Genomic DNA, 19,197 nt, shown 5'->3' on the forward strand with positions numbered 1-19,197 from the left:
AGCACCTCCCGTTCGCGGGCCGTCAGCCGGTTCAGCGGATCGCTCGACCGCCGTACCAACAGCTGGGCGACGACCTGAGGATCAAGCGCGGTCGGCGCCACCGTCGGCCTGCCCGCCACCCCCGCGAGCGCCGCCTCCTGGCGGCTGAAGTGGTCCCCCTCCGCGAACTCCGACGGCCTGCGCGCCTTCGAGACGCTGGAGGACGACCGCGCCGACTCGCACCCTGCGGGGCAGCCGCACATCCGCGCGGACGGCGACAACTGGCGCTTCACCATGCACACGGTGGACCGGGACACCAGTACCGACCGCCAGCGCCAGGAGGTCACCGGACTGCGCACGTCCTCCGGCTATCTGAAGTGGCTGCCGGGCCAGACCTGGCGGGTGACGTACTCCATGTACATCCCGAGCTCGCTGAAGGCCACCACCACCTTCACGCACATCATGCAGATGAAGCAGCCCGGCACCGGCTCCTCGCCGATCGTCGTGCAGTCGCTGCGCCGGGTGAACGGCGCCCAGACCATCGAACTCCAGCTGCCCATCTCGGGCACCCTCATCGGCCGCACCTCCCTGGACCCGCTGCACGACACATGGACCGACGTCGACTTCCAGATCAAGGTCGGCGACGGCTCGTCCGGCTCGGTGCGCTGGATCCTCAAGAGCGGCGGCACCACGCTGATCGACAAGTCGCGCAGCGGCGTCGACACCTTCCTCGCCGACCGGGTGCGCCCCAAGTGGGGCATCTACCGCAGCCTCGGCGACACTTCGGGCTCCCTCCAGGACTGTCACCTGCTGCTCAGGAACCTCCGCGGCTACCAACTCGTCTGAGCCCTGCCCGCTCGACCTCCCCCCACCACTTGGAGGTGGCCCCCATGCACCTCGGCACCGCCAGCCGCCGTCCCCACGCCGGCTTACTCCTCACCGCCCTGTCCGGCCTGCTGTTGTCCCTCCTCAGCGCCGCCCCGCCGTCCCGTGCCGCCGACGCGGGCCCGCCGGCGACGCCCGCAACACCGACGTACACGGATGTCACAGCCAACAGCGCCGTGCTGAGCTGGGGCGCCTCGACCGACGACGAGGCGGTCGCGGCGTACGACATCCGCAGCGGCGCCACCGTCTACGGGACCGTCACCGGCACACCGGCCCCGACCTCGATCACCCTCACCGGGCTCGCCTGCGACAGCCCGTACAGCCTGAACGTCGTGGCCCGGGACGCGGCCGGGAACGTCTCCGGGCAGAGCGACCCGGTCACCTTCACCACCCGGGCCTGCGCCACGGACGGCGGCGTGCCCACCTCCATAGGCACGGTGTCGACCGGCTGGACCATCCCCTGGGGCACGGAGTGGATGCCCGACGGCGCGAGTGCCCTGCTCACCGAGCGCGACACCTTCAAGGTGTTCAGGCTGACCAAGGAGGGCACCAGGACCCAGGTCGGCAGCGTGCCGAACGTCGTCACCACCGGCGGTGAGGGCGGGCTGCTCGGCGTGGCCGTCGACCCCGACTGGGCCGCCAACCACCGCGTGTACTTCATGCACACGGCCGCCGAGGGCAACCGCATCGCGCGCATGACCTACGACGGCAGCAGCCTGAGCGGCTACACGATCCTGCTCCAGGGCATCAAGAAGAACCGCTACCACAACGGCGGCCGCCTCGCCTTCGGCCCGGACGGCTACCTGTACGCCTCCACGGGCGACGCCCAGAGCGCCGCGCTCGCCCAGGACAAGAACTCCCTCAACGGCAAGATCCTGCGCCTGACGACCGACGGCGCGCCCGCCCCCGGCAACCCCTTCGGCAACCACGTCTACTCCCTGGGCCACCGCAACCCCCAGGGCCTCGCCTTCGACCGGGGCGGCCGGCTGTGGGAGGCGGAGTTCGGCAACAGCGCCTACGACGAGCTCAACCTCGTCAAGCCGGGCGCCAACTACGGCTGGCCCACCTGCGAGGGCACCTGCTCCGTGACCGGCATGACCAACCCGAAGGAGATCCTGGTCACCTCCGGCGGCAAGAGCGTCTCGCCGGGCGTTCTGGAGGAGCGCGTCCGGGACCATCCGCTGGTCTCGCAGTGCATCGTCGTCGGCAACGTCGTCTACATGGCCGCCCTGCGCGGCGAACGCCTGTGGCGCATCCCGATCGACGGTGACACCGAGAACGTCGGTGCGGCGAGCGCGTACTACGTCGGGACCTACGGCAGGCTGCGCACGGTCAGCAAGGTGCCGGGCGCCGACCAGCTGTGGCTGTCGACGACCAACTGCGACAACAACGGCGGTGAGCCGGCCGGCTCGGACAAGGTCTTCCGCGTGACCATCGGCTGACCGGCCCGGCGCTCGCTCAGGCCTGGTAGAGCGCCTCGACCTCGCCCGAGTACGCGTTCTCGATCGCCTTGCGCTTCAGCTTCAGTGACGGCGTGAGCAGCCCGTGCTCCTCGGTGAACGGCTGGGCGAGGATACGGAAGGTACGGATCGACTCGGCCTGGGAGACCAGGGTGTTGGCGGCGACGACCGCACGCCGCACCTCGGTCTCCAGGTCGGGGTCGCGCACCAGCTGGGCCGGCGTCAGCTGGGGCTTGTCGCGCATCATCAGCCAGTGCTCCACGGCCTCCTGGTCGAGGGTGACCAGGGCGGCGATGTACGGGCGGTCGTTGCCGACGACGATGCACTGCGAGACCAGCGGATGGTCCCGGACGCGCTCCTCCAGAACGCCCGGCGAGACGCTCTTGCCGCCGGAGGTGACCAGGATCTCCTTCTTGCGGCCGGTGATGGTGAGGTAGCCGTCCTCGTCGAGGGAGCCCAGGTCACCGGTGGCCAGCCAGCCGTCGTGCAGGGCCTGGTCGGTGGCCTTCGGGTTGTTGAGATAGCCCTGGAAGATGTTGGCGCCGTGCAGCCAGATCTCGCTGTCGTCCGCGATGTGCACGGTCATGCCGGGGATGGGCTGTCCGACGGTGCCGTAGCGGGTGCGCCCGGGCGGGTTCGCGGTCGCCGCCGCCGTGGACTCGGTGAGGCCGTAGCCCTCGTAGATGTGCACGCCCGCGCCCGCGAAGAACAGCCCGAGGCGCCGGTCCATCGCCGAACCGCCGGACATCGCCTGCCGGATCCGGCCGCCCATCGCCGCCCGCATCTTGGAGTAGACGAGCTTGTCGAACAGCTGGTGCTGCATGCGCAGGCCGGCCGACGGGCCGGGCCCGATGCCCCACGCCCTGGCCTCCACGGCGTCCGCGTACTTGACGGCGACCTCGACGGCCTTCTCGAAGGGACCGGACCGCCCCTCCTTCTCGGCCTTGCGGCGGGCGGCGTTGAAGACCTTCTCGAAGATGTACGGCACGGCGAGGAAGAAGGTCGGCTTGAACGCGGCGAGGTCCGGCAGCAGGGCGGCCGCGTTCATCTGCGGCTGGTGACCGAAGCGGACCCGGCCGCGGATCGCCGCGACCTGCACCATCCGCCCGAAGACGTGCGCGAGCGGCAGGAACAGCAGGGTCGCCGCCTCGTCGCCCTTCTTGGAGTGGAACACCGGCTCCCAGCGCTCGATGACGGTGTCGGCCTCGTACATGAAGTTGCCGTGCGAGACGACACAGCCCTTGGGGCGCCCCGTGGTGCCCGAGGTGTAGATGACGGTGGCGGTCGAGTCCGGTGTGACCGCCTGCCGATGGCGGTGGACAACGTCGTCATCGAGGTGGGCGCCCGCGTCGTACAGCTCCTGCACCGCTCCCGCGTCCAGCTGCCACAGCTGGTGCAGCCGGGGCAGCCGGTCGATGACGGTCGCGATCGTCATGGCGTGGTCCTCGTGCTCGACGATCGCGGCCGAGCACTCGGCGTCGTACAGCATCCAGAAGCACTGCTCGGCCGAGGAGGTGGGATAGATCGGCACCACCTGCGCGCCGATCGTCCACAGCGCGAAGTCGAAGAGCGTCCACTCGTAGCGTGTGCGGGCCATGATCGCGACCCGGTCGCCGAACCGGATCCCCCGGGCCAGCAGGCCCTTGGACAGGGCCAGGACCTCGTCGCGGAACTCGGCGGCGGTGACGTCCCGCCAGTGGCCGTCCTCGTCCTTGCGGCCCAGGACGACATACAGCGGGTCCTCCTGGGCATGCTGGAAGACGACGTCGGCCAGGCCGCCCACCGGCGGTGCCAACGCCAACGGAGGGTTGGTGAACTCGCGCAAACCCCGCTCCCCGCTCCGAATGCCTCGGCTGAAAAGCTCCGCTCAGCGCCGTGAAAGCTACCCCACCCGCCGTGAGGGCGGGAGGGGGGCGAAAGCCGAGCGAGGCTCAGGTACGCACTGGTCAGCGCAGGAAAATGCGCTCACATGGGGAAGGGTCGGACAGAAAACTGACGGTTGAGTAAGTTTCGGACCCGTAATCTCCACCGAATCTGTACGACCCGATTACCGGGTACGAGTCCTTTCGATCATGTCATCCCCTGCGTGCCGTCGTCTCCTCTGTAAGCGTACGAGTGGCCGAACCTGTCACCGAGGTCTTCGTCACGGTCGGCCTCCTGACCAGGACGAGCACCAGCACCCCGGCCACCGCCGCCGTCGCGCACGCCGCCACCGCGACCGAGTTCAGCCCGTCGGCGAAGGCCGCGCGCAGCGTCTCCTCGCCGAAGGTGCCCCGCAGCGCACCGGCGCCGCCGCCCGCGAGGGCATGGGCCGCCTCCTCGGGCAGCGTGTCCCGCATACGGGACGTGAGCACGGTGCCGTAGAGCGCGATGCCGAGCGCGTACCCGAGCTGTCGGAAGGTGTTCACCGCACCGCCCGCCATGCCCGCCCGCTCCGGCGGTACGGCGGCCAGCGCGGCCCCCGCGATGCCGGGCGACACCAGCCCCGTACCGACGCCCACCAGCACCAGCCCCGGTACCAGGGCGCTCGCCGTCGACCCGGCGTCCAGGACCGCCATGCAGTACTGGCCCCCGCCGATCAGCAGCAGCCCGCCCCCGATGGTGAGCCGCGCCGGCACCCCGTGCAGCAGCCGCCCGCCGAGCGCCGCGACCACGAACGACGCCAGCGACAGCCACAGGAACACCGCGCCGCCGCGCACCGGGCTCATCCCGAGGAGCGTCTGCAACCAGATCGAGGTGTACGCCATGGCACCGAATGCCGCCGCGTTGAAGGCGAGCCCACCCGCCATCACCCCCGAGAACGCGGGCCGCAGGAACAGCCGCGGATCCAGCAGCGGATCGGCGACCCGCCGCTCCACGACGACGAAGCAGACCAGCGCCGAGACCGCCCCGGCGAACCACGCGAGGGTCCCGGTCTCGCCCCACCCATGGGTGCCGGCCCGCACGGCCCCGTAGGTCAAGGCGCCCGCGAACGCCGCGAACGTCACCGTGCCCGCCCAGTCGATACGACGGCCCCGAGCACCCCGCGACTCCGGCACCACCCGCAGCGTCAGCCACACCGCGACGACGCTCACCGGCAGATTGACGTAGAAGATCCACCGCCAGCCCGGCCCGTCGGTGAGCAGCCCGCCGGCGATCGGGCCGACGGCGGCCGCCGCCCCGCTGACCGCACCCCACACGCCGAGCGCGATCGAGCGCCGCTTGCCCTGGTAGACGGAGGCGAGCAGCGGCAGCGTCGTGGCGAACATGGCCGCCGCGCCGATCCCCTGGAGGCCCCGGGCGGCGACCAGCATTCCCGGCCCGGTCGCGACGCCGCACAGCAGCGACGCGAGCGCGAACACCACCACGCCCACGACATGGACGCGTCGCCGCCCCAGCACGTCGGCCGCGGCCCCCACCCCGAGCAGCAGCGCGGCCAGCGCCAGCGCGTACCCGTCCATCACCCACTGCAGATCACTCAGCGACGCGTCCAGCGCCCGAGCCATGTCCGGCAGCGCGACGATCGCGATCGTCACGTCCAGCAACAACATGAACGTGCTCAGGCACACGGCCGTGAGCGGCCCCCATGTGCGCATGTCTTCGTCCCCTCCTGTGCGAGTTGTGTATGCGTCCGTACGATGGGCCGCGAGCGGCCGAATACGGTTGCATGAGGCGTTCAGCCGCCGGAACCCGACAGGAGATGCCGTCGTGAGGATGGAATCCGACATCTTCGACGAGCTCGATCTGCAACTGCTCGACGCACTGGAGGTCAACGCCCGGGCGTCGTTCGCCCGGCTCGCAGAGGTGCTCGGGGTCTCCGACCAGACCGTGGCCCGCCGCTACCGCCGCCTGTGCGCCGAGGGCGGCCTCAGGGTGGTCGCCGTGCGCGACGCCGTGCGCCTCGGCCAGGACCAGTGGACGCTGCGGCTGCGCTGCGTCCCGGACAGCGCCCAGGCCATCGCGGACGCGCTCGCCAAGCGGCCCGACACCAACTGGATCGGCATCGCCTCCGGCGGCACCGAGGTCATCTTCGGCACCCGTCCGCGCAGCCCGGGCGACCGCGACGACCTCCTGCTCGGCAAACTGCCGCGCACGCCGCGCGTCCTGGAGATCAGGGCCTACCAGATACTGCACCGCTTCTACGGCGGGCCGTCGGGCTGGCTCAGCAAGTTCCGGGCGCTCACCGACGAGCAGAAGGCCGCGCTGCGGCCCGCCCCCGGCGCCGCGGGACCGGCCCGCATCGACCCGGAGGACGAGCCTCTCGTGGCCGCCCTGGAACGCGACGGACGCGCCGGCTACCCGGAGCTCCAGCGCGCCACCGGCCGCTCGGAGTCCGCGGTCAAGCGCCGTCTCGCCGCGCTGCTGGCGTCCGGGGCGGTGTACGTCGACGTGGAGTACCACTCGGAGACCATCGGCTTTCCCGTCGCCGCCGTTCTGTGGATCACCACCACACCGGCCGCTCTGACCGCGGTCGGCAAGGCCCTCGCCGCCCACGACGAGATCGCCCACGCCGCGGCGATCGCGGGCCCGTGCAGCATCGTGGCGACGGCGGTGGTGCGGAACACGGCGGACCTGTACACGTACCTGAGCGGCCCGCTCGGGCAGCTGGACGGGGTGCAGCACGTGGAGTCGTCGGTGTTCCTACGGCGCGTGAAGCAGCTGACGTATCAGATCCCGCCGCGCTGAAGCGCCCCGCCCAGGGGCCGCGGGAACCGCGCGACCAGCCACGAAGCACCCGCAGTCGAAAATGGCCGCACCCCGGAGCACTCACCGCCGGTGCAACCGATCCCCACCCGCCAGGATCGCCCCCGCCAACGCATCCGCAGCCCCTTGAGCCGCCGCCGTCGCCACGATGCTGCACGGGCCCGCGATCGCCGCGGCGTGGGCGATCTCGTCGTGGGCGGCGAGGGCCTTGCCGACCGCGGTCAGAGCGGCCGGTGTGGTGGTCCGCAGCCCCTTGAGCCGCCGTCCGTCGCCGCCCGTGCACCAGCACGAAGTCCACCCGCCCCAGTCCCGGCAGCCCGGACCGTTCCGGCACCCGCACCAGCCCCGGCGGAATCAGCCCCCGCGAGTGCGCCATCACCCCGAGCCCGGCCCGCGCCGCCGCGATCAGCCCGTTCAGGCTCCCGCTCGTGCACACGATCCGCCACTCCCGCCCCTGCCGCTCCAGCGCCTCCAACGCGAGCGCCCGAGTGATCCCCGGCGGCGGATAGACGATCAGCGGCACCGGACGGTCCGGCTCCAGGCGGAGCCGCTCCGCGCCGATCCACACCAGCCGGTCGTGCCAGACCAGTTCGCCGTGCGGATCCTCGGGGCGTCGTTTCGCGAGCACCAGGTCCAGTTTCCCGGCGGCGAGCTGCTCGTGCAGAGTGCCCGAGAGCTCGACCGTCAGCTCCAGGTCGACCTCGGGGTGTTCGTACCGGAAGCCCTCCAGGATCTCCGGCAGCCGGGTCAGCACGAAGTCCTCGGACGCGCCGAAGCGCAGCCGGCCCCGCAGCCGGGTACCGGTGAAGAACGCCGTGGCCTGCTCGTGCACCTCCAGGATCCGGCGGGCGAAACCGAGCATCGCCTCGCCGTCCTCGGTCAGTTCCACCGAGTGGGTGTCCCGGGTGAACAGCGGCCGCCCGGTGGCGTCCTCCAGCCGCCGTACATGCTGGCTGACCGTCGACTGGCGCAGGCCCAGCCGGCGGGCGGCCTGCGTGAAGCTCAGCGTCTGGGCCACCGCGAGGAACGTACGAAGGTGGGAGGGGTCGTACACGCCGCCAGGCTACCCCTTTGTCATCGCGGAACGTGATGACAGTCAGAGTGGTATGTGGGATTCCCGATCGCTGACCGCCGGAGGACGATGGAGAGGGCACGTCCGTGCCCGGAACCGGAAGTTCAGCGACGCTGACAGCGAAGTAGTGGAGCACAGTGAAACGCCTGCAATGGCCGCGTTGGATGCCGATCGACCCGTACATCCTGCTGTTGCTCGGGACCGTGGGCCTCGCGGCCCTGATCCCGGCGCGCGGGACGGGAGCCGACGCGGCGTCCGGTGCCTCCACGGCCGCGATCGCCTTCCTCTTCTTCCTCTACGGCGCCCGGCTGTCCACCCGTGAGGCGATGGACGGCCTGAAGCACTGGCGGCTCCATGTCACCGTCCTGGCCTGCACCTTCCTGATCTTCCCGCTGCTCGGTCTGGCCGCCCGCGGCTTCGTCCCGGTGCTGTTGACCCAGCCGCTCTACCAGGGCCTGCTCTTCCTCACCCTTGTCCCGTCGACCATCCAGTCGTCCATCGCCTTCACCTCGATGGCCCGCGGCAACGTGCCCGCCGCGATCTGTGCGGGTTCGTTCTCCTCCCTGGTCGGCATCGTCGTCACCCCGCTCCTCGCGGCGGCCGTGCTCGGCAGCAGCGCGGGCTTCTCGGCCGACTCGGTGGTCGAGATCGTGCTGCAACTGCTGGTGCCGTTCGCCGCCGGACAGGTGCTGCGCCGCTGGATCGGTGGCTTCGTCGCCCGGCACAAGAAGGCCCTCGGGCTCGTCGACCGCGGCTCGATCCTGCTGGTCGTCTACACCGCGTTCAGCGAGGGCATGGTCCAGGGCATCTGGCACCAGGTGAGCCCCCTGCGGCTCGGCGGCCTGCTCGTCGTCGAGGCGGTCCTGCTGGCCGTGATGCTCGCCCTGACCTGGTACGGCGCCAAGGCCCTGCGCTTCAACCGCGAGGACCGCATCGCGATCCAGTTCGCCGGCTCGAAGAAGTCGCTGGCCGCCGGACTGCCCATGGCGAGCGTCCTGTTCGGTGCCCATGCCTCGCTGGCCGTGCTGCCGCTGATGCTCTTCCACCAGATGCAGCTGATGGTGTGCGCGGTCATCGCCAAGCGCCGCGCCCACGACGCCCCGGAGACGATCACCGTGTCGGCGCCGCCCGCAGAGTCACGAACCGCGGTCGGTACAGGGACACGTTCCGGTTGAGCTGCGCCGCCGCGCTGCCGGTGTCGAGCCAGTTGACGTCGTAGCTCAGCACCAGACGGCCGTCACCGCTCAGTTCGGGGTGCACCTGCGGGTTGTAGGCGGCGACCTGGCCGCCCGGCGGCAGCGACGGGCTGAAGTCCTTCGTCGGCCCGCGCCACGGGCCCACGGGCGAGCAGGCCCAGTACGAGGTCACACTCGTCAGCCCGTCGSTGCCGGCGGCCATGGTGAACAGCACGTACGTCCCCCGCACCCGCGCCACCGAGAACGCGCTCCCGACCCCCGTGCCCTGCCCGTCCCCCAGCACCGGTCGCCACCGCTTCCCCGGCTTCGCCCACGCGGAGCCGTTCCAGTACTGCCAGGCGCCCGGCTCGGCGAGCCGCCCCTTCGGCACGCGCGCGACGTAGGCGTGCGAGACCGGACGGGAGGCCGCCTGACCGTCGTCGCCGCCGAAGACATAACTCCAGCCGTCCTCCTCGACCAGGGTCGTCCCGAACAGGACCCGCCGTGAGGGATCGGGCACCAGCTGCTGGTCGAGGACCCTCACGACCGACTCGACCCGCAGCTGCGGCAACGAGAGCGTGGCCACCTCGGTGGCGGTCGGCACGCCGTAGATCCAGGGTGACTGCCCGGCCGTGCGCACCCACAGCAGCACCCGCAGCACCCGCTCCGAGGAGCCGGGGGAGCGGGGCTCGACGCGGGCCGCGACCGGCCAGCGCCACTGGTTCGGGGCGGGATCCGGGAACAGCGGAGCGGGGAGCGTGCTCTGCAGACGCCCGTCGCGCATGACGACCGCCGAGTTGCGCACCAGAGGAGCGGACGCCTCCCGCCAGGTGTAGGACTCGCCGAACGGGTTGGGCGGCGCGTGCACCTGCCCCAGGTAGGTGTCCGAGAACAGCCACAGCATCCGGCCGTCCGGCAGCCGCACCGAGTGCGTGCCGTCGCCGCCGGTCCAGTCGTCCGTGCGGATCGGGTCGTCGCCGTAGCGGGCGAACTCGGCGGTCAGGCCCTCGTCCGCCGACCAGGACGCGACCGAGTGCGGTGCGCACGCGCCACCGCCCTCCCGTTCGCCGTCGTCCGGGAGGGCGGTGAGCAGCACGGCCGCGAGAACCAGGGCCAGCAGGAATCCGAGGCCGGTTCCCGTGCGCTGCCGTGCTCGTGTGTCGTCGGGCACGCCCGGGACGTTAGTGGCCTCAGCCCACTTGGTCCATGGGCAACCACAGAACGGTGTCGAGGGTGTTCACCTTCTTGCGGGATGCGGCCTGCGCCGCGGCGGCGTTGAGCTCCTCCTCACCCAGCGCCCGGTTCCACACGTGTACGTCGTCGAGCGTGCCGGTGAGGAAGGCCCGGCTGTCCATGCGCTGGCCGATGTGCACGCCGAACGGCGAGTTCCGGCTGACCGAACCGGGCACGTCGGTGGTGCTGACCGCCCTGCCGTCCAGGAACAGCGTCAGCCGTCCGCCGCCGCGSCGCAGGGCGAGATGGTGCCACTGGCCGTCGTTGGCGGCACCGCCGGCCCACACGGACGAGGTGTGCACGGTCCCGAACCCCTCACGCGTGGTGATCAGGGCGCGCACCCGGTCGTTGTCGGGCTCGCCGCGCAGCCAGATCTGCGGCTGGGTGCTGCCGATCCCGCCCATCCACAGGAACGGCTGCTCGCCGCTCGTCGCGGAGTAGCGGAAGAACAGCGACACCGTGAACTCACCGGAGCCCAGGGGCAGTTGGGAGCGGTACGGCAGCCTCATGGCATCGTCGCGGCCGTCGAACTCCACCGCCTTGCCGAGCACGCCGTCAGTCACCTCGGGGCCGCCCAGGACGGTCGCGCGGGGTGCGCCGATGGCGAGGTCGGCCGTGGTCGGGTCGGGTCCGCGGCGCGGGCCGAGCCAGTCCTCGTTGAAGCGGGCGAAGCGGATCTCGTCCCGCGCGTCGACGGCACCGCCCTCGTACATCAGGCCCACCGTGGAGGCGTCGACGTCCACCATGTCGGAGTACCCCGACCAGTCCGTGGTGACGACCTTGCCGCGGTCCGCGCTCTCCCAGGTGTCGCCGCCGTCGTAGGAGCTGCGGATCATCATGGTCCGCCGGCGGTCCGGGTCGCCGGGGGCGGACAGCAGTATCCGGTTGCCCAACTGGAGTGTGGCGCCCTGGACTTGGGGCGTGTAGAGGTCCGGAAGGTCGTCGAACGGCCCGGTGAAGCTCTCGCCGCCGTCGCTGCTGAACGTCTGTGAGCGGTGCCCGAGGTCGGTGCCGTCCTGTTCCCGGCCGCTGATGATGATCTTGCCGTCGGTGCGCTCGGTGAGGGTCACTTCGGACGGCTTCTGGCGGAAGGTGCGGTCGGTGGCGGAGATGGGCCAGGAGTCGGTGGCGCCGACCCGCCACTTGTCGCCGCCGTCGTCGCTGATGATGAGCGCGGCGTGGTTGTCGGTGACCCGACTGCCGTTCCAGGTCTCGGTGTTGACGCCGAAGACCAGACGTCCGGCGTGCTTGCCCTTGGTGAGCTGGATGCCGTGCACGGGGCCGGTGGCGTACCAGGAGTTCCAGTCCGCAGGCAGTATCTCGCTGCTCAGATCGCGCGGCTGGGACCAGGTCCGGCCGTCGTCGTCGCTGTACTGGAGGTGGGGAGTGCGATCACACGGGACGGAGCAACTGCCGCTGTCGGTACGGCCCGTGTTGTACGTCTCGGCCAGCAGGATGCGCCCGGTCTCGCGGTCCACGATCGGCGCCGGGTTTCCGTGGGTGTTGCCGTTGCCCTCGTTGACGACCTGGAGCGGTCCCCAGGTGCGCCCGCCGTCGGTCGACCGCTTGAGCACGAGGTCGATGTCGGCGGCGTCGCCGCAGTTGAGCACCCGTCCCTCGGCGAACGCCAGCAGCGTGCCGTCCTTGCTCTTCACGATCGCGGGGATGCGGAAGCAGGCGTACCCGGGATCCTGGGACGCCTTGAACAGAACCTGCTGTTCGAACGACGGGACCGTCTTCGCCGGTTGGGACTCTGCGGGACCTAATGTCGCGGCCGTCGCCGAGAGGGCGACGGCCGCGACCAGGGCAGCTCTGAGACGTGCGCGAACTCTTGACGGCATGGTGCGGCCCGCCCTTCATCGTCTGGTCATGCGTCCAGGCATCTGAACATTCGGACATCCCACGTCCAAAGTGCGCATCACAGACGTTAGTTGGGCTATCGCATACATCACAAGAACCGTGCACGTGTCATGTCACGGATGGAGTACTGCTTTCCCTCGGTTGACCCGCGACTCGATCGCCGCATGCGCCTGAGAGGCATCTTCCAGCGCGAACTCCCCATGCACCACAGGCTTGACGGCCCCCACTTCAAACAGCCTCCACAGCTCTCGCCGCCATCGCTCGTACAACTCCGGCTCACCGCGAGCGATCCGTGCCATCTGGAACCCGATGACGGACTTGGCGCCGACAAGAAGGTCATATGCCCGAATCGTCCCACCGCCCGAACTGTATGCCACGAGACGCCCGCCCGGCGTGAGCGCCGCGAGGGCGGGTCGGAAAATGTCGCCGCCGACGGCATCGAGGAGATAGTCGACGGGGTCTCCCCAGCTCTCCTCTCCATACGTGACCACGTCGTCGGCGCCGAGGGATCGCACGAAGTCCGCCTTGGCCGGATCGGACACGGCACCCACGACTCGCCCCGCGCCCCGCGCCTGTGCGAGCTGCACGGCGAGATGCCCGACCCCGCTCGCCGCAGCCGTGACCAGTGCGGCCTCTCCCCGCTCGGGCCGGGCGGCCTCCAGTGCGCCGAGCGCGACGAGACCGCTGCGCACAAGGGCGACGGCGTCGACGGCCGTGGCCGTGTCGGGAATCGGGGAGGCCATGGCCTCGCGCAGCAGCGCGTAGTCGGCGTATCCGTGCCCGAAGCACAGCCCGGTCACCCGCTCGCCGGCGCCGAAACGGCCGACTCCGGCGCCCACGGCCACGACCTCGCCCGCGATCTCGCCGCCCAGCGGAACGGGCTCGGCGGCCTCGGTGACCTTGCGGACGACGGGAAGCGTGACGCCGATCGCCTCGCAGCGGACGAGCAGCTCGCCGGGGCCCGGCTCCGGGACGGGTGCCTCCTCCAGGAAGAGGGGCCCGCCGGTGGATTCGTAGCGGACACGCCGCATCGCACCTCCAAGGTCATTGGGAATCCCAACGGTTTTCAGTGGTGCCGAAGCTATCGGCCAGTCGTTGGGAAGTCCAACGAATTCCCGGTAGGGTGCCTCCATGCCCGACGCTCCGCTCCCCGCGATCCGCTCCCTCCCCAGCTGGCTGCTCGGCCGTGCGGCGGCCCGGGGCCGTGCGCTGGTGGCCGAGGCGCTCGCGGCGCAGGGCATGAAGATGTGGCACCACGTGGTGCTCTCCGCCGTCCGCGACCTGGCTCCCGTCGCCCAGGCGGATCTCGGCCGCGGCGTCCAGCTCGACCCCAAGGACCTGGTGGGGATCCTCAACGACCTCCAGTCCGCCGGCCTGGTCGTCCGCGAGCCGGACCCCAGGGACCGCCGCAAGAACGCGGTCTCCCTCACGGACGAGGGCGCACGCCTGCTGGGGCGCTGCGAGAAGGCGGCCCGCGAGGCCAATGACGCGCTCCTCGCCCCGCTCTCGGCGGCCGAACGCGACCAGTTCATGGACCTGTTGATCCGGATTTCCGGTACGCGCGGCTGAGCCTCAGACCAGCGTTCCGCCGCCGTCCACCACCACGACCGAACCGGTGCTGTAGCCGCCGCGCATCAGGTACAGATAGGCCTCGGCGACGTCCTCGGGCGCGCCGACGCGGCCGACGGGCAGCGACGCGGCGGACGAGGTGTACAGGCCCTCGCGCTCCGCCTCCGGCAGTTCCCGCCACAGCTCGGTGCGGACCACGCCGGGGGAGACCACGTTGACGCGGACCGGGGCGAGCTCCAGGGCGAGGGCACGGGTCAGCGACTCCATCGCCCCGCACAGGCTCGCCGCGACGCTCGTGCCCGGCATCGGACGCCGGGCGGCCGTGCCGGTCGTCAGCACCACCGAGCCGCCCGGCCGGATCGACCCGGCGCCGTGCTTGACGGCCGTGTACGCGCCCCACAGCCGCGTGTCCAGGAACCGCCGGGCCCGGCCCAGGTCCGACTCGGCCAGGCTCTCCATCAGCAGCGACTCGCCCGCCGTGAAGACCAGGTGGTCGAAGGCGCCGACCTGTCCGAAGAACGCCCGCACCGCCTCCTCGTCGGTCGCGTCCAGGACGTGTCCCTCGGCGCCCTCGGGCAGCCGCTTCAGCGCGGCGTCCACGCTCTCCTGCCGACGCGAGGCCACCACGACCTGCGCGCCCTCACCTGCGGCCGCCTGCGCGACCGCCAGTCCGATACCCGCCGTACCGCCGATGACGACGATCCGCTGTCCTCGCAGGCTCATGGGGTGTCCCTTCCGTGGTGCTCGACTCGTGACTGCCTTGTGCCGTCCAGCCTGCGGTCGCCCACGTCCCGGCGTCCAAGACCTCTTTCGGCGGTGGCGATACCCTGAAGGCATCACCGACGGAAGGGGCGGCCATGGACCTCGACCTGCGGAAAGTGCGCTACTTCGTGGCCGTGGCCGAACTGCTGCACTTCGGGCGGGCGGCCGAGCAGCTGCACATCGCCCAGCCGGTGCTGAGCCGTCAGATCCGGGCGCTGGAGAAGGACTTGGGCGCCGAGCTGTTCGTACGGGACAGCCATGGCGTGACGTTGACTGCGGCAGGCACTCAACTGCTCGACGACGCACGTCAGTTGCTGGCCTCGGCCGACGCGACCCGGCGCAGGGTGCGGGGCGCCGCGCACGGTCCGCGCCGGTTCGTCGTGGGGTTTCGCGCAGGCGTCGTCGTCACACCCGCCGTGCGCGCCTTCGGCGCCGCCCACCCCGACGTCGACGTCATGGCCCGCCGGGTGGAATGGGACGACCAGGAGCGCCTGATCCTCGACGGGACCGTCGACCTCGCCTACGTACGGCACCCGATCCGCGAGCAGGGCCTGCAACTGCTGCCCCTGTACACCGAGGCCAGGGTGGCGATGCTGCCCGCCGAGCACCGGCTGGCCGGCAAGCAGGAACTCCTGCGCGCCGACCTGGACGGCGAGACCTGGCTGCGCTACGTCGACCCCCGGCCGGACGACGTGCCGATCCGCACCATCGAGGAGAAGTTCGAGCGCGTGGCCGCCGGCACCGGCATCACCCTCGTACCGGTCTCGGTCGCCGAGCAGTACTCGCGCCCGGACATCACCTATGTACCCGTCACGGACGCCGCTCCCGACGAGGTGCTGCTCGCCTGGGACGCCGGCCGCAGGTCCCCGCTGATCGCGCAGTTCGTGGCAGCCGCGCAGGGCTGAGACTGAGGCGGGACCCCTCGGCGCAGGGGGCGCTCCCCGCCGTCGGGGTCCCGCCGCCGTGCCGCGGGGAGGCGGTCACCCCTGGGCGGCCGCGGTCCGCAGGGCGATGCGGTCCTCGCCCGCGTACACGTTCATGGAGCTGCCCCGCAGGAAGCCCACCAGGGTCAGGCCCGTCTCCGCGGCCAGGTCCACGGCCAGCGACGACGGCGCCGAGACCGCCGCCAGGACCGGGATCCCCGCCATGACCGCCTTCTGCGCCAGCTCGAAGGAGGCCCGGCCGGAGACCAGCAGGATCGTCCGGGACAGCGGCAGGCCGTCGTTCTGCAGGGCCCGGCCGACCAGTTTGTCGACCGCGTTGTGCCGGCCCACGTCCTCCCGGATGTCCAGCAGCTCGCCGTCCTCGGTGAACAGGGCCGCCGCGTGCAGGCCCCCGGTCCGGTCGAAGACCCGTTGGGCCGCGCGCAGCCGGTCGGGGAGGCTCGCGAGCAGTTCGGGTTCGACCCGGACCGGGGGAGTGTCGGCTATCGGCCAGCGGGCCGTCGTACGGACGGCGTCCAGCGACGCCTTGCCGCACAGCCCGCAGGACGACGTCGTGTACACGTTCCGTTCGAGGGTGATGTCGGGGATGGTCACCCCTGGCGCGGTCCGCACGTCGACCACGTTGTACGTGTTCGAGCCGTCCACCGTGGCGCCCGCGCAGTAGACGATGTTCTGCAGGTCGGACCCCTCGGCCAGCACACCCTCGCTCACCAGGAAACCGGCCGCCAGCGCGAAGTCGTCGCCGGGGGTGCGCATGGTGATCGCGAGCGGCTTGCCGTTGAGGCGGATCTCCAGCGGTTCCTCGGCCACGAGCGTGTCCGGGCGGCTGGAGACCGCCCCGTCCCGGATCCGGATGACCTTGCGTCGTTCCGTGACTCGTCCCATGTGTGCCTCAGTCCCGGTTCTGTACGTGCTGGTAGCCGAAACGGCCCTTGATGCAGAGGTTGCCGTGGGTCACCGGGTTGTCGTGCGGCGAGGTGACCTTCACGATCTCATTGTCCTGCACGTGGAGAGTGAGGTTGCAGCCCACACCGCAGTACGCGCACACGGTCGTCGTCTCGGACTGCTTCGTCTCGTCCCACGTGCCCGCCGCCCGCATGTCGAACTCCGACTTGAACGACAGGGCGCCCGTGGGACAGACCTCGATGCAGTTGCCGCAGTACACGCAGGCCGAGTCGGTGAGCGGGGCGTCGTGCTCCACGGCGATCCGGGCGTCGAACCCCCGCCCGGCGACCGAGATCGCGAAGCTGTTCTGCCACTGGTCCCCGCACGCGTCCACGCACTTGTAGCAGAGGATGCACTTGTCGTAGTCGCGCACATACAGATCGTTGTCGACCTTCGGCTCCTCGTTCAGCCGGGCCGCGTCCGGGCCGAAGCGGTCCGGCTTGGCCTCGTACTCCTTGATCCACTCGGCGACCCGCGGAGTCGTCGACAAATCGACCGAGGAGGCGAGCAGCTCAAGGACGATCTTGCGGCTGTGCCGGGCGCGCTCGGTGCCGGTGCGGACCTCCATGCCCGGCTCGGCCCTGCGCGAGCAGGCCGGGACCAGGGTCCTGGCCCCCTCGACCTCCACCACACACACGCGGCAGGCGTTCTTCGGCCGCAGCGTGTCCCCTTCGCACAGCGTCGGGATGTCCTTCCCGGCCGCCCGGCAGGCGTCGAGGATCGTCGACCCCTCGGGTGTGCGCACCGGCTCCCCGTCGATCGTGAACTCCAGCAGACGGCGCGGAATCCCCAGCGGTGTCACGGTCATTCGTACGCCCCCAGTCGGTCGATGGCGGATTCCACGGCGTTCCACGCGGTCTGCCCCAGACCGCAGATCGAGGCGTCCCGCATGGCGCGGCCGACCTCTCTGAGCAGGGCGATGTCATCGGCGGCCGCCACACCCGTCCGTTCGACGATCCGGTGCAGCGCCTCCTCCTGACGTACGGTCCCGACCCGGCACGGCACGCACTGCCCGCACGACTCGTCGCGGAAGAACTCCGCGATGCGCAGCAGCAGCCGCGGCAGCGGGACCGTGTCGTCGAAGGCCATGACGACACCCGAGCCGAGCGTCGTGCCCGCCTCCCGCGTGCCTTCGAACGTGAGCGGGATGCCGAGCTCGTCCGGCCGTACGAAGCCGCCGGCCGCGCCGCCCAGCAGCACCGCCCGCAGCCCGTCCCGGACCCCGGCCAGCTCCAGCAGTTCGCCGAGCGTCGCGCCGAACGGGAGCTCGTAGATGCCGGGCCGCTCGACACTCCCGGACACGCAGAACAGCTTCGGCCCGGTCGACTTCGCCGTGCCGATCGCCGCGTACGCCGGTGCGCCCATGGTCAGGATCGGCAGGACGTTGAGAAGCGTCTCCACGTTGTTCTCGACCGTCGGCTTGCCGAACAGGCCCTTCTCCACGGGGAACGGCGGCTTCGAGCGCGGTTCGCCCCGGTAGCCCTCGATGGAGTTGAAGAGCGCTGTTTCCTCGCCGCAGATGTACGCCCCCGCGCCCCGCCGGATCTCGATGTCGAAGGCGTAGCCCTGGCCGAGGACGTCGTCGCCGAGGAGGCCACGCGCGCGTGCCTGCGCGATGGCGTGCTCCAGGCGCTTCAGGGCGCGCGGGTATTCGCCGCGCAGATACAGGTAGCCCTTGTGGGCGCCGGTCGCGTACGCCGCGATCGTCATCGCCTCGACCAGCGCGTACGGGTCGCCCTCCATGAGGACGCGGTCCTTGAAGGTGCCCGGCTCGGATTCGTCGGCGTTGCAGACGACGTAGTGGGGATGGTCGGGCTGCGACGCCGTGGCCTGCCATTTGCGGCCGGTGGGGAAGGCGGCGCCGCCACGCCCGACCAGGCCGGAGTCGCCGACCTCGCGGATGACTCCGGCGGGACCGAGCTCGAAGGCCCGGCGCAGTGCGGTGTAGCCGCCGTGGGCGCGGTAGTCGTCCAGCGAGGCCGGGTCGACCACGCCCACCCGCCGGAGCAGAACCAGGTCGCCGTCGCCCGCCTGCGGCACCGCCAGTACGGCCGCCGGCTCCTCGGGCGCCGAGTCCGGCGCGCTCGCGGCGAGGACGGCGTCGTGCACGGTCGCCGGCGCCGAGACCGCCGTACGCACCGGTTCCCCGGCCTTGATCGCGAGTGCCGCCGGAGCCCGTTCGCACAGCCCCAGACACGGGCTGCGCTCCACGCTCACCCCGCTGCCGAGCCCGAGCCGCGCCTCGATCCCGGCGCACAGCTCGCTCGCCCCGGCGGCCGCGCAGGCGAGGTCCGTGCACACGTGGAGCACGGTCGCGGGGCGGGGCTTGACCGAGAACATGGCGTAGAAGGTGGCGACCCCGTACGCCTCCGACGGCGGCACCGTCAGCCGCCGGCACAGGTAGTCGAGGGCGCCCTCGCTGATCCAGCCGATCCGGTCGTTGATCGCGTGCAGCCCCGGCAACAGCAGGTCGCGGCGGTCCCGGGCCGCGCGCCCGCCCCGTGCCCACCGCAGGTCGGCGTCGGAGCGGTCGGCGCCCTCCCAGGAGGACTCGGGCGGTCCGAGCAGGGCGTCGACGGCCGCCCGTTCGTCGTCCGTCGGTTTGCTGTCGCCGAAGTGCAGGTCCACTT

At 71.3% G+C, this 19,197-nt stretch carries 15 protein-coding genes and 2 pseudogenes; 6 read left to right on the forward strand and 11 right to left on the reverse strand.

All coding sequences use genetic code 11. The annotated features are described in order from the left end of the window. Positions 1–275, reverse strand: a pseudogene (locus EAO75_RS47435) (hypothetical protein); the annotation flags it as partial. Positions 276–282: 7 nt separating this feature from the next. Between EAO75_RS47435 and EAO75_RS17430 the strand changes: the two are divergent. After that, positions 283–825: a polysaccharide lyase gene (locus tag EAO75_RS17430; RefSeq protein ID WP_261989324.1), complete on the forward strand. Its 543-nt coding sequence runs from the start codon at positions 283–285 to the stop codon at positions 823–825. 44 nt (positions 826–869) lie between these two features. Next, complete coding sequence (locus EAO75_RS17435) at positions 870–2,306, forward strand: PQQ-dependent sugar dehydrogenase (RefSeq protein WP_147995959.1); 1,437 nt, start codon at positions 870–872, stop codon at positions 2,304–2,306. Positions 2,307–2,322: 16 nt separating this feature from the next. Here EAO75_RS17435 and EAO75_RS17440 read toward each other — a convergent pair whose 3' ends face one another. Continuing rightward, complete coding sequence (locus EAO75_RS17440; protein WP_147995960.1) at positions 2,323–4,149, reverse strand: AMP-dependent synthetase/ligase; 1,827 nt, start codon at positions 4,147–4,149, stop codon at positions 2,323–2,325. Between the two features lie 250 nt (positions 4,150–4,399). Further along, complete coding sequence (locus EAO75_RS17445; RefSeq protein ID WP_147995961.1) at positions 4,400–5,899, reverse strand: MFS transporter; 1,500 nt, start codon at positions 5,897–5,899, stop codon at positions 4,400–4,402. Positions 5,900–6,017: 118 nt separating this feature from the next. On the opposite strand from EAO75_RS17445, the gene EAO75_RS17450 reads away from it, so the two are divergent. After that, positions 6,018–6,989: an Lrp/AsnC family transcriptional regulator gene (locus tag EAO75_RS17450; protein ID WP_187284488.1), complete on the forward strand. Its 972-nt coding sequence runs from the start codon at positions 6,018–6,020 to the stop codon at positions 6,987–6,989. 259 nt (positions 6,990–7,248) lie between these two features. Here the strand turns inward: EAO75_RS17450 and EAO75_RS17460 are convergent. Continuing rightward, a pseudogene (locus tag EAO75_RS17460) lies at positions 7,249–8,061 on the reverse strand (LysR substrate-binding domain-containing protein); the annotation flags it as partial. A 182-nt stretch (positions 8,062–8,243) separates the two neighbouring features. On the opposite strand from EAO75_RS17460, the gene EAO75_RS17465 reads away from it, so the two are divergent. Continuing rightward, positions 8,244–9,254 (forward strand): bile acid:sodium symporter family protein, encoded by a 1,011-nt coding sequence (locus tag EAO75_RS17465; RefSeq protein WP_187284478.1) that lies wholly within the window; start codon positions 8,244–8,246, stop codon positions 9,252–9,254. Here EAO75_RS17465 and EAO75_RS17470 read toward each other — a convergent pair. From EAO75_RS17470 to EAO75_RS17480, 3 genes are all read right to left on the reverse strand, one after another. Then, the gene (locus tag EAO75_RS17470) at positions 9,190–10,425 is read right to left on the reverse strand and encodes a DUF4185 domain-containing protein (RefSeq protein ID WP_147995964.1); all 1,236 of its coding nucleotides are present in this window, start codon (positions 10,423–10,425) and stop codon (positions 9,190–9,192) included. The genes EAO75_RS17465 and EAO75_RS17470 overlap by 65 nt on opposite strands. Positions 10,426–10,444: 19 nt before the next feature. Next, complete coding sequence (locus EAO75_RS17475) at positions 10,445–12,328, reverse strand: sialidase family protein (protein ID WP_147995965.1); 1,884 nt, start codon at positions 12,326–12,328, stop codon at positions 10,445–10,447. A gap of 132 nt (positions 12,329–12,460) precedes the next feature. Next, complete coding sequence (locus EAO75_RS17480; RefSeq protein ID WP_147995966.1) at positions 12,461–13,378, reverse strand: zinc-binding alcohol dehydrogenase family protein; 918 nt, start codon at positions 13,376–13,378, stop codon at positions 12,461–12,463. Positions 13,379–13,478: 100 nt separating this feature from the next. On the opposite strand from EAO75_RS17480, the gene EAO75_RS17485 reads away from it, so the two are divergent. Then, a complete protein-coding gene (locus EAO75_RS17485) occupies positions 13,479–13,916 on the forward strand; it encodes a MarR family winged helix-turn-helix transcriptional regulator (RefSeq protein ID WP_147995967.1) in 438 nt (145 codons plus the stop codon). Positions 13,917–13,919: 3 nt separating this feature from the next. Here EAO75_RS17485 and EAO75_RS17490 read toward each other — a convergent pair whose 3' ends face one another. After that, the gene (locus tag EAO75_RS17490; RefSeq protein WP_147995968.1) at positions 13,920–14,639 is read right to left on the reverse strand and encodes an SDR family oxidoreductase; all 720 of its coding nucleotides are present in this window, start codon (positions 14,637–14,639) and stop codon (positions 13,920–13,922) included. A 134-nt stretch (positions 14,640–14,773) separates the two neighbouring features. On the opposite strand from EAO75_RS17490, the gene EAO75_RS17495 reads away from it, so the two are divergent. Beyond that, the gene (locus EAO75_RS17495; RefSeq protein WP_147995969.1) at positions 14,774–15,583 is read left to right on the forward strand and encodes a LysR family transcriptional regulator; all 810 of its coding nucleotides are present in this window, start codon (positions 14,774–14,776) and stop codon (positions 15,581–15,583) included. A gap of 75 nt (positions 15,584–15,658) precedes the next feature. Here the strand turns inward: EAO75_RS17495 and fdhD are convergent, their stop codons facing one another. The 3 genes from fdhD to EAO75_RS17510 are packed head-to-tail and all read right to left on the reverse strand — an operon-like array spanning position 15,659 to position 19,195. Continuing rightward, positions 15,659–16,507, reverse strand: a complete 849-nt coding sequence (gene fdhD / locus EAO75_RS17500; protein ID WP_147995970.1) for a formate dehydrogenase accessory sulfurtransferase FdhD — start codon at positions 16,505–16,507, stop codon at positions 15,659–15,661. A 7-nt stretch (positions 16,508–16,514) separates the two neighbouring features. Further along, positions 16,515–17,375, reverse strand: coding sequence for a 2Fe-2S iron-sulfur cluster-binding protein (locus EAO75_RS17505; RefSeq protein ID WP_147995971.1), 861 nt, complete (start codon positions 17,373–17,375; stop codon positions 16,515–16,517). Beyond that, positions 17,372–19,195 carry an NAD(P)H-dependent oxidoreductase subunit E gene (locus tag EAO75_RS17510; RefSeq protein ID WP_147995972.1) on the reverse strand — a complete coding sequence of 608 codons (1,824 nt, stop codon included), beginning with the start codon at positions 19,193–19,195 and terminating at the stop codon, positions 17,372–17,374. The genes EAO75_RS17505 and EAO75_RS17510 overlap by 4 nt, the downstream gene beginning before the upstream one ends. Between the last annotated feature and the right edge of the window lie 2 nt (positions 19,196–19,197).

It is taken from the genome of Streptomyces sp. UW30, assembly GCF_008042075.1.
Taxonomy (GTDB): Bacteria; Actinomycetota; Actinomycetes; order Streptomycetales; family Streptomycetaceae; genus Streptomyces.

Bases quoted from the DNA above. Each gene is read 5' to 3' on its own strand.
- EAO75_RS17435 (WP_147995959.1), top strand. From the start codon at position 870: ATGCACCTCGGCACCGCCAGCCGCCGTCCCCACGCCGGCTTACTCCTC.
- EAO75_RS17445 (WP_147995961.1), bottom strand. From the start codon at position 5,899: ATGCGCACATGGGGGCCGCTCACGGCCGTGTGCCTGAGCACGTTCATG.
- EAO75_RS17450 (WP_187284488.1), top strand. From the start codon at position 6,018: ATGGAATCCGACATCTTCGACGAGCTCGATCTGCAACTGCTCGACGCA.
- EAO75_RS17465 (WP_187284478.1), top strand. From the start codon at position 8,244: ATGCCGATCGACCCGTACATCCTGCTGTTGCTCGGGACCGTGGGCCTC.
- EAO75_RS17480 (WP_147995966.1), bottom strand. From the start codon at position 13,378: ATGCGGCGTGTCCGCTACGAATCCACCGGCGGGCCCCTCTTCCTGGAG.
- EAO75_RS17485 (WP_147995967.1), top strand. From the start codon at position 13,479: ATGCCCGACGCTCCGCTCCCCGCGATCCGCTCCCTCCCCAGCTGGCTG.
- EAO75_RS17490 (WP_147995968.1), bottom strand. From the start codon at position 14,639: ATGAGCCTGCGAGGACAGCGGATCGTCGTCATCGGCGGTACGGCGGGT.
- EAO75_RS17495 (WP_147995969.1), top strand. From the start codon at position 14,774: ATGGACCTCGACCTGCGGAAAGTGCGCTACTTCGTGGCCGTGGCCGAA.
- fdhD (WP_147995970.1), bottom strand. From the start codon at position 16,507: ATGGGACGAGTCACGGAACGACGCAAGGTCATCCGGATCCGGGACGGG.
- EAO75_RS17505 (WP_147995971.1), bottom strand. From the start codon at position 17,375: ATGACCGTGACACCGCTGGGGATTCCGCGCCGTCTGCTGGAGTTCACG.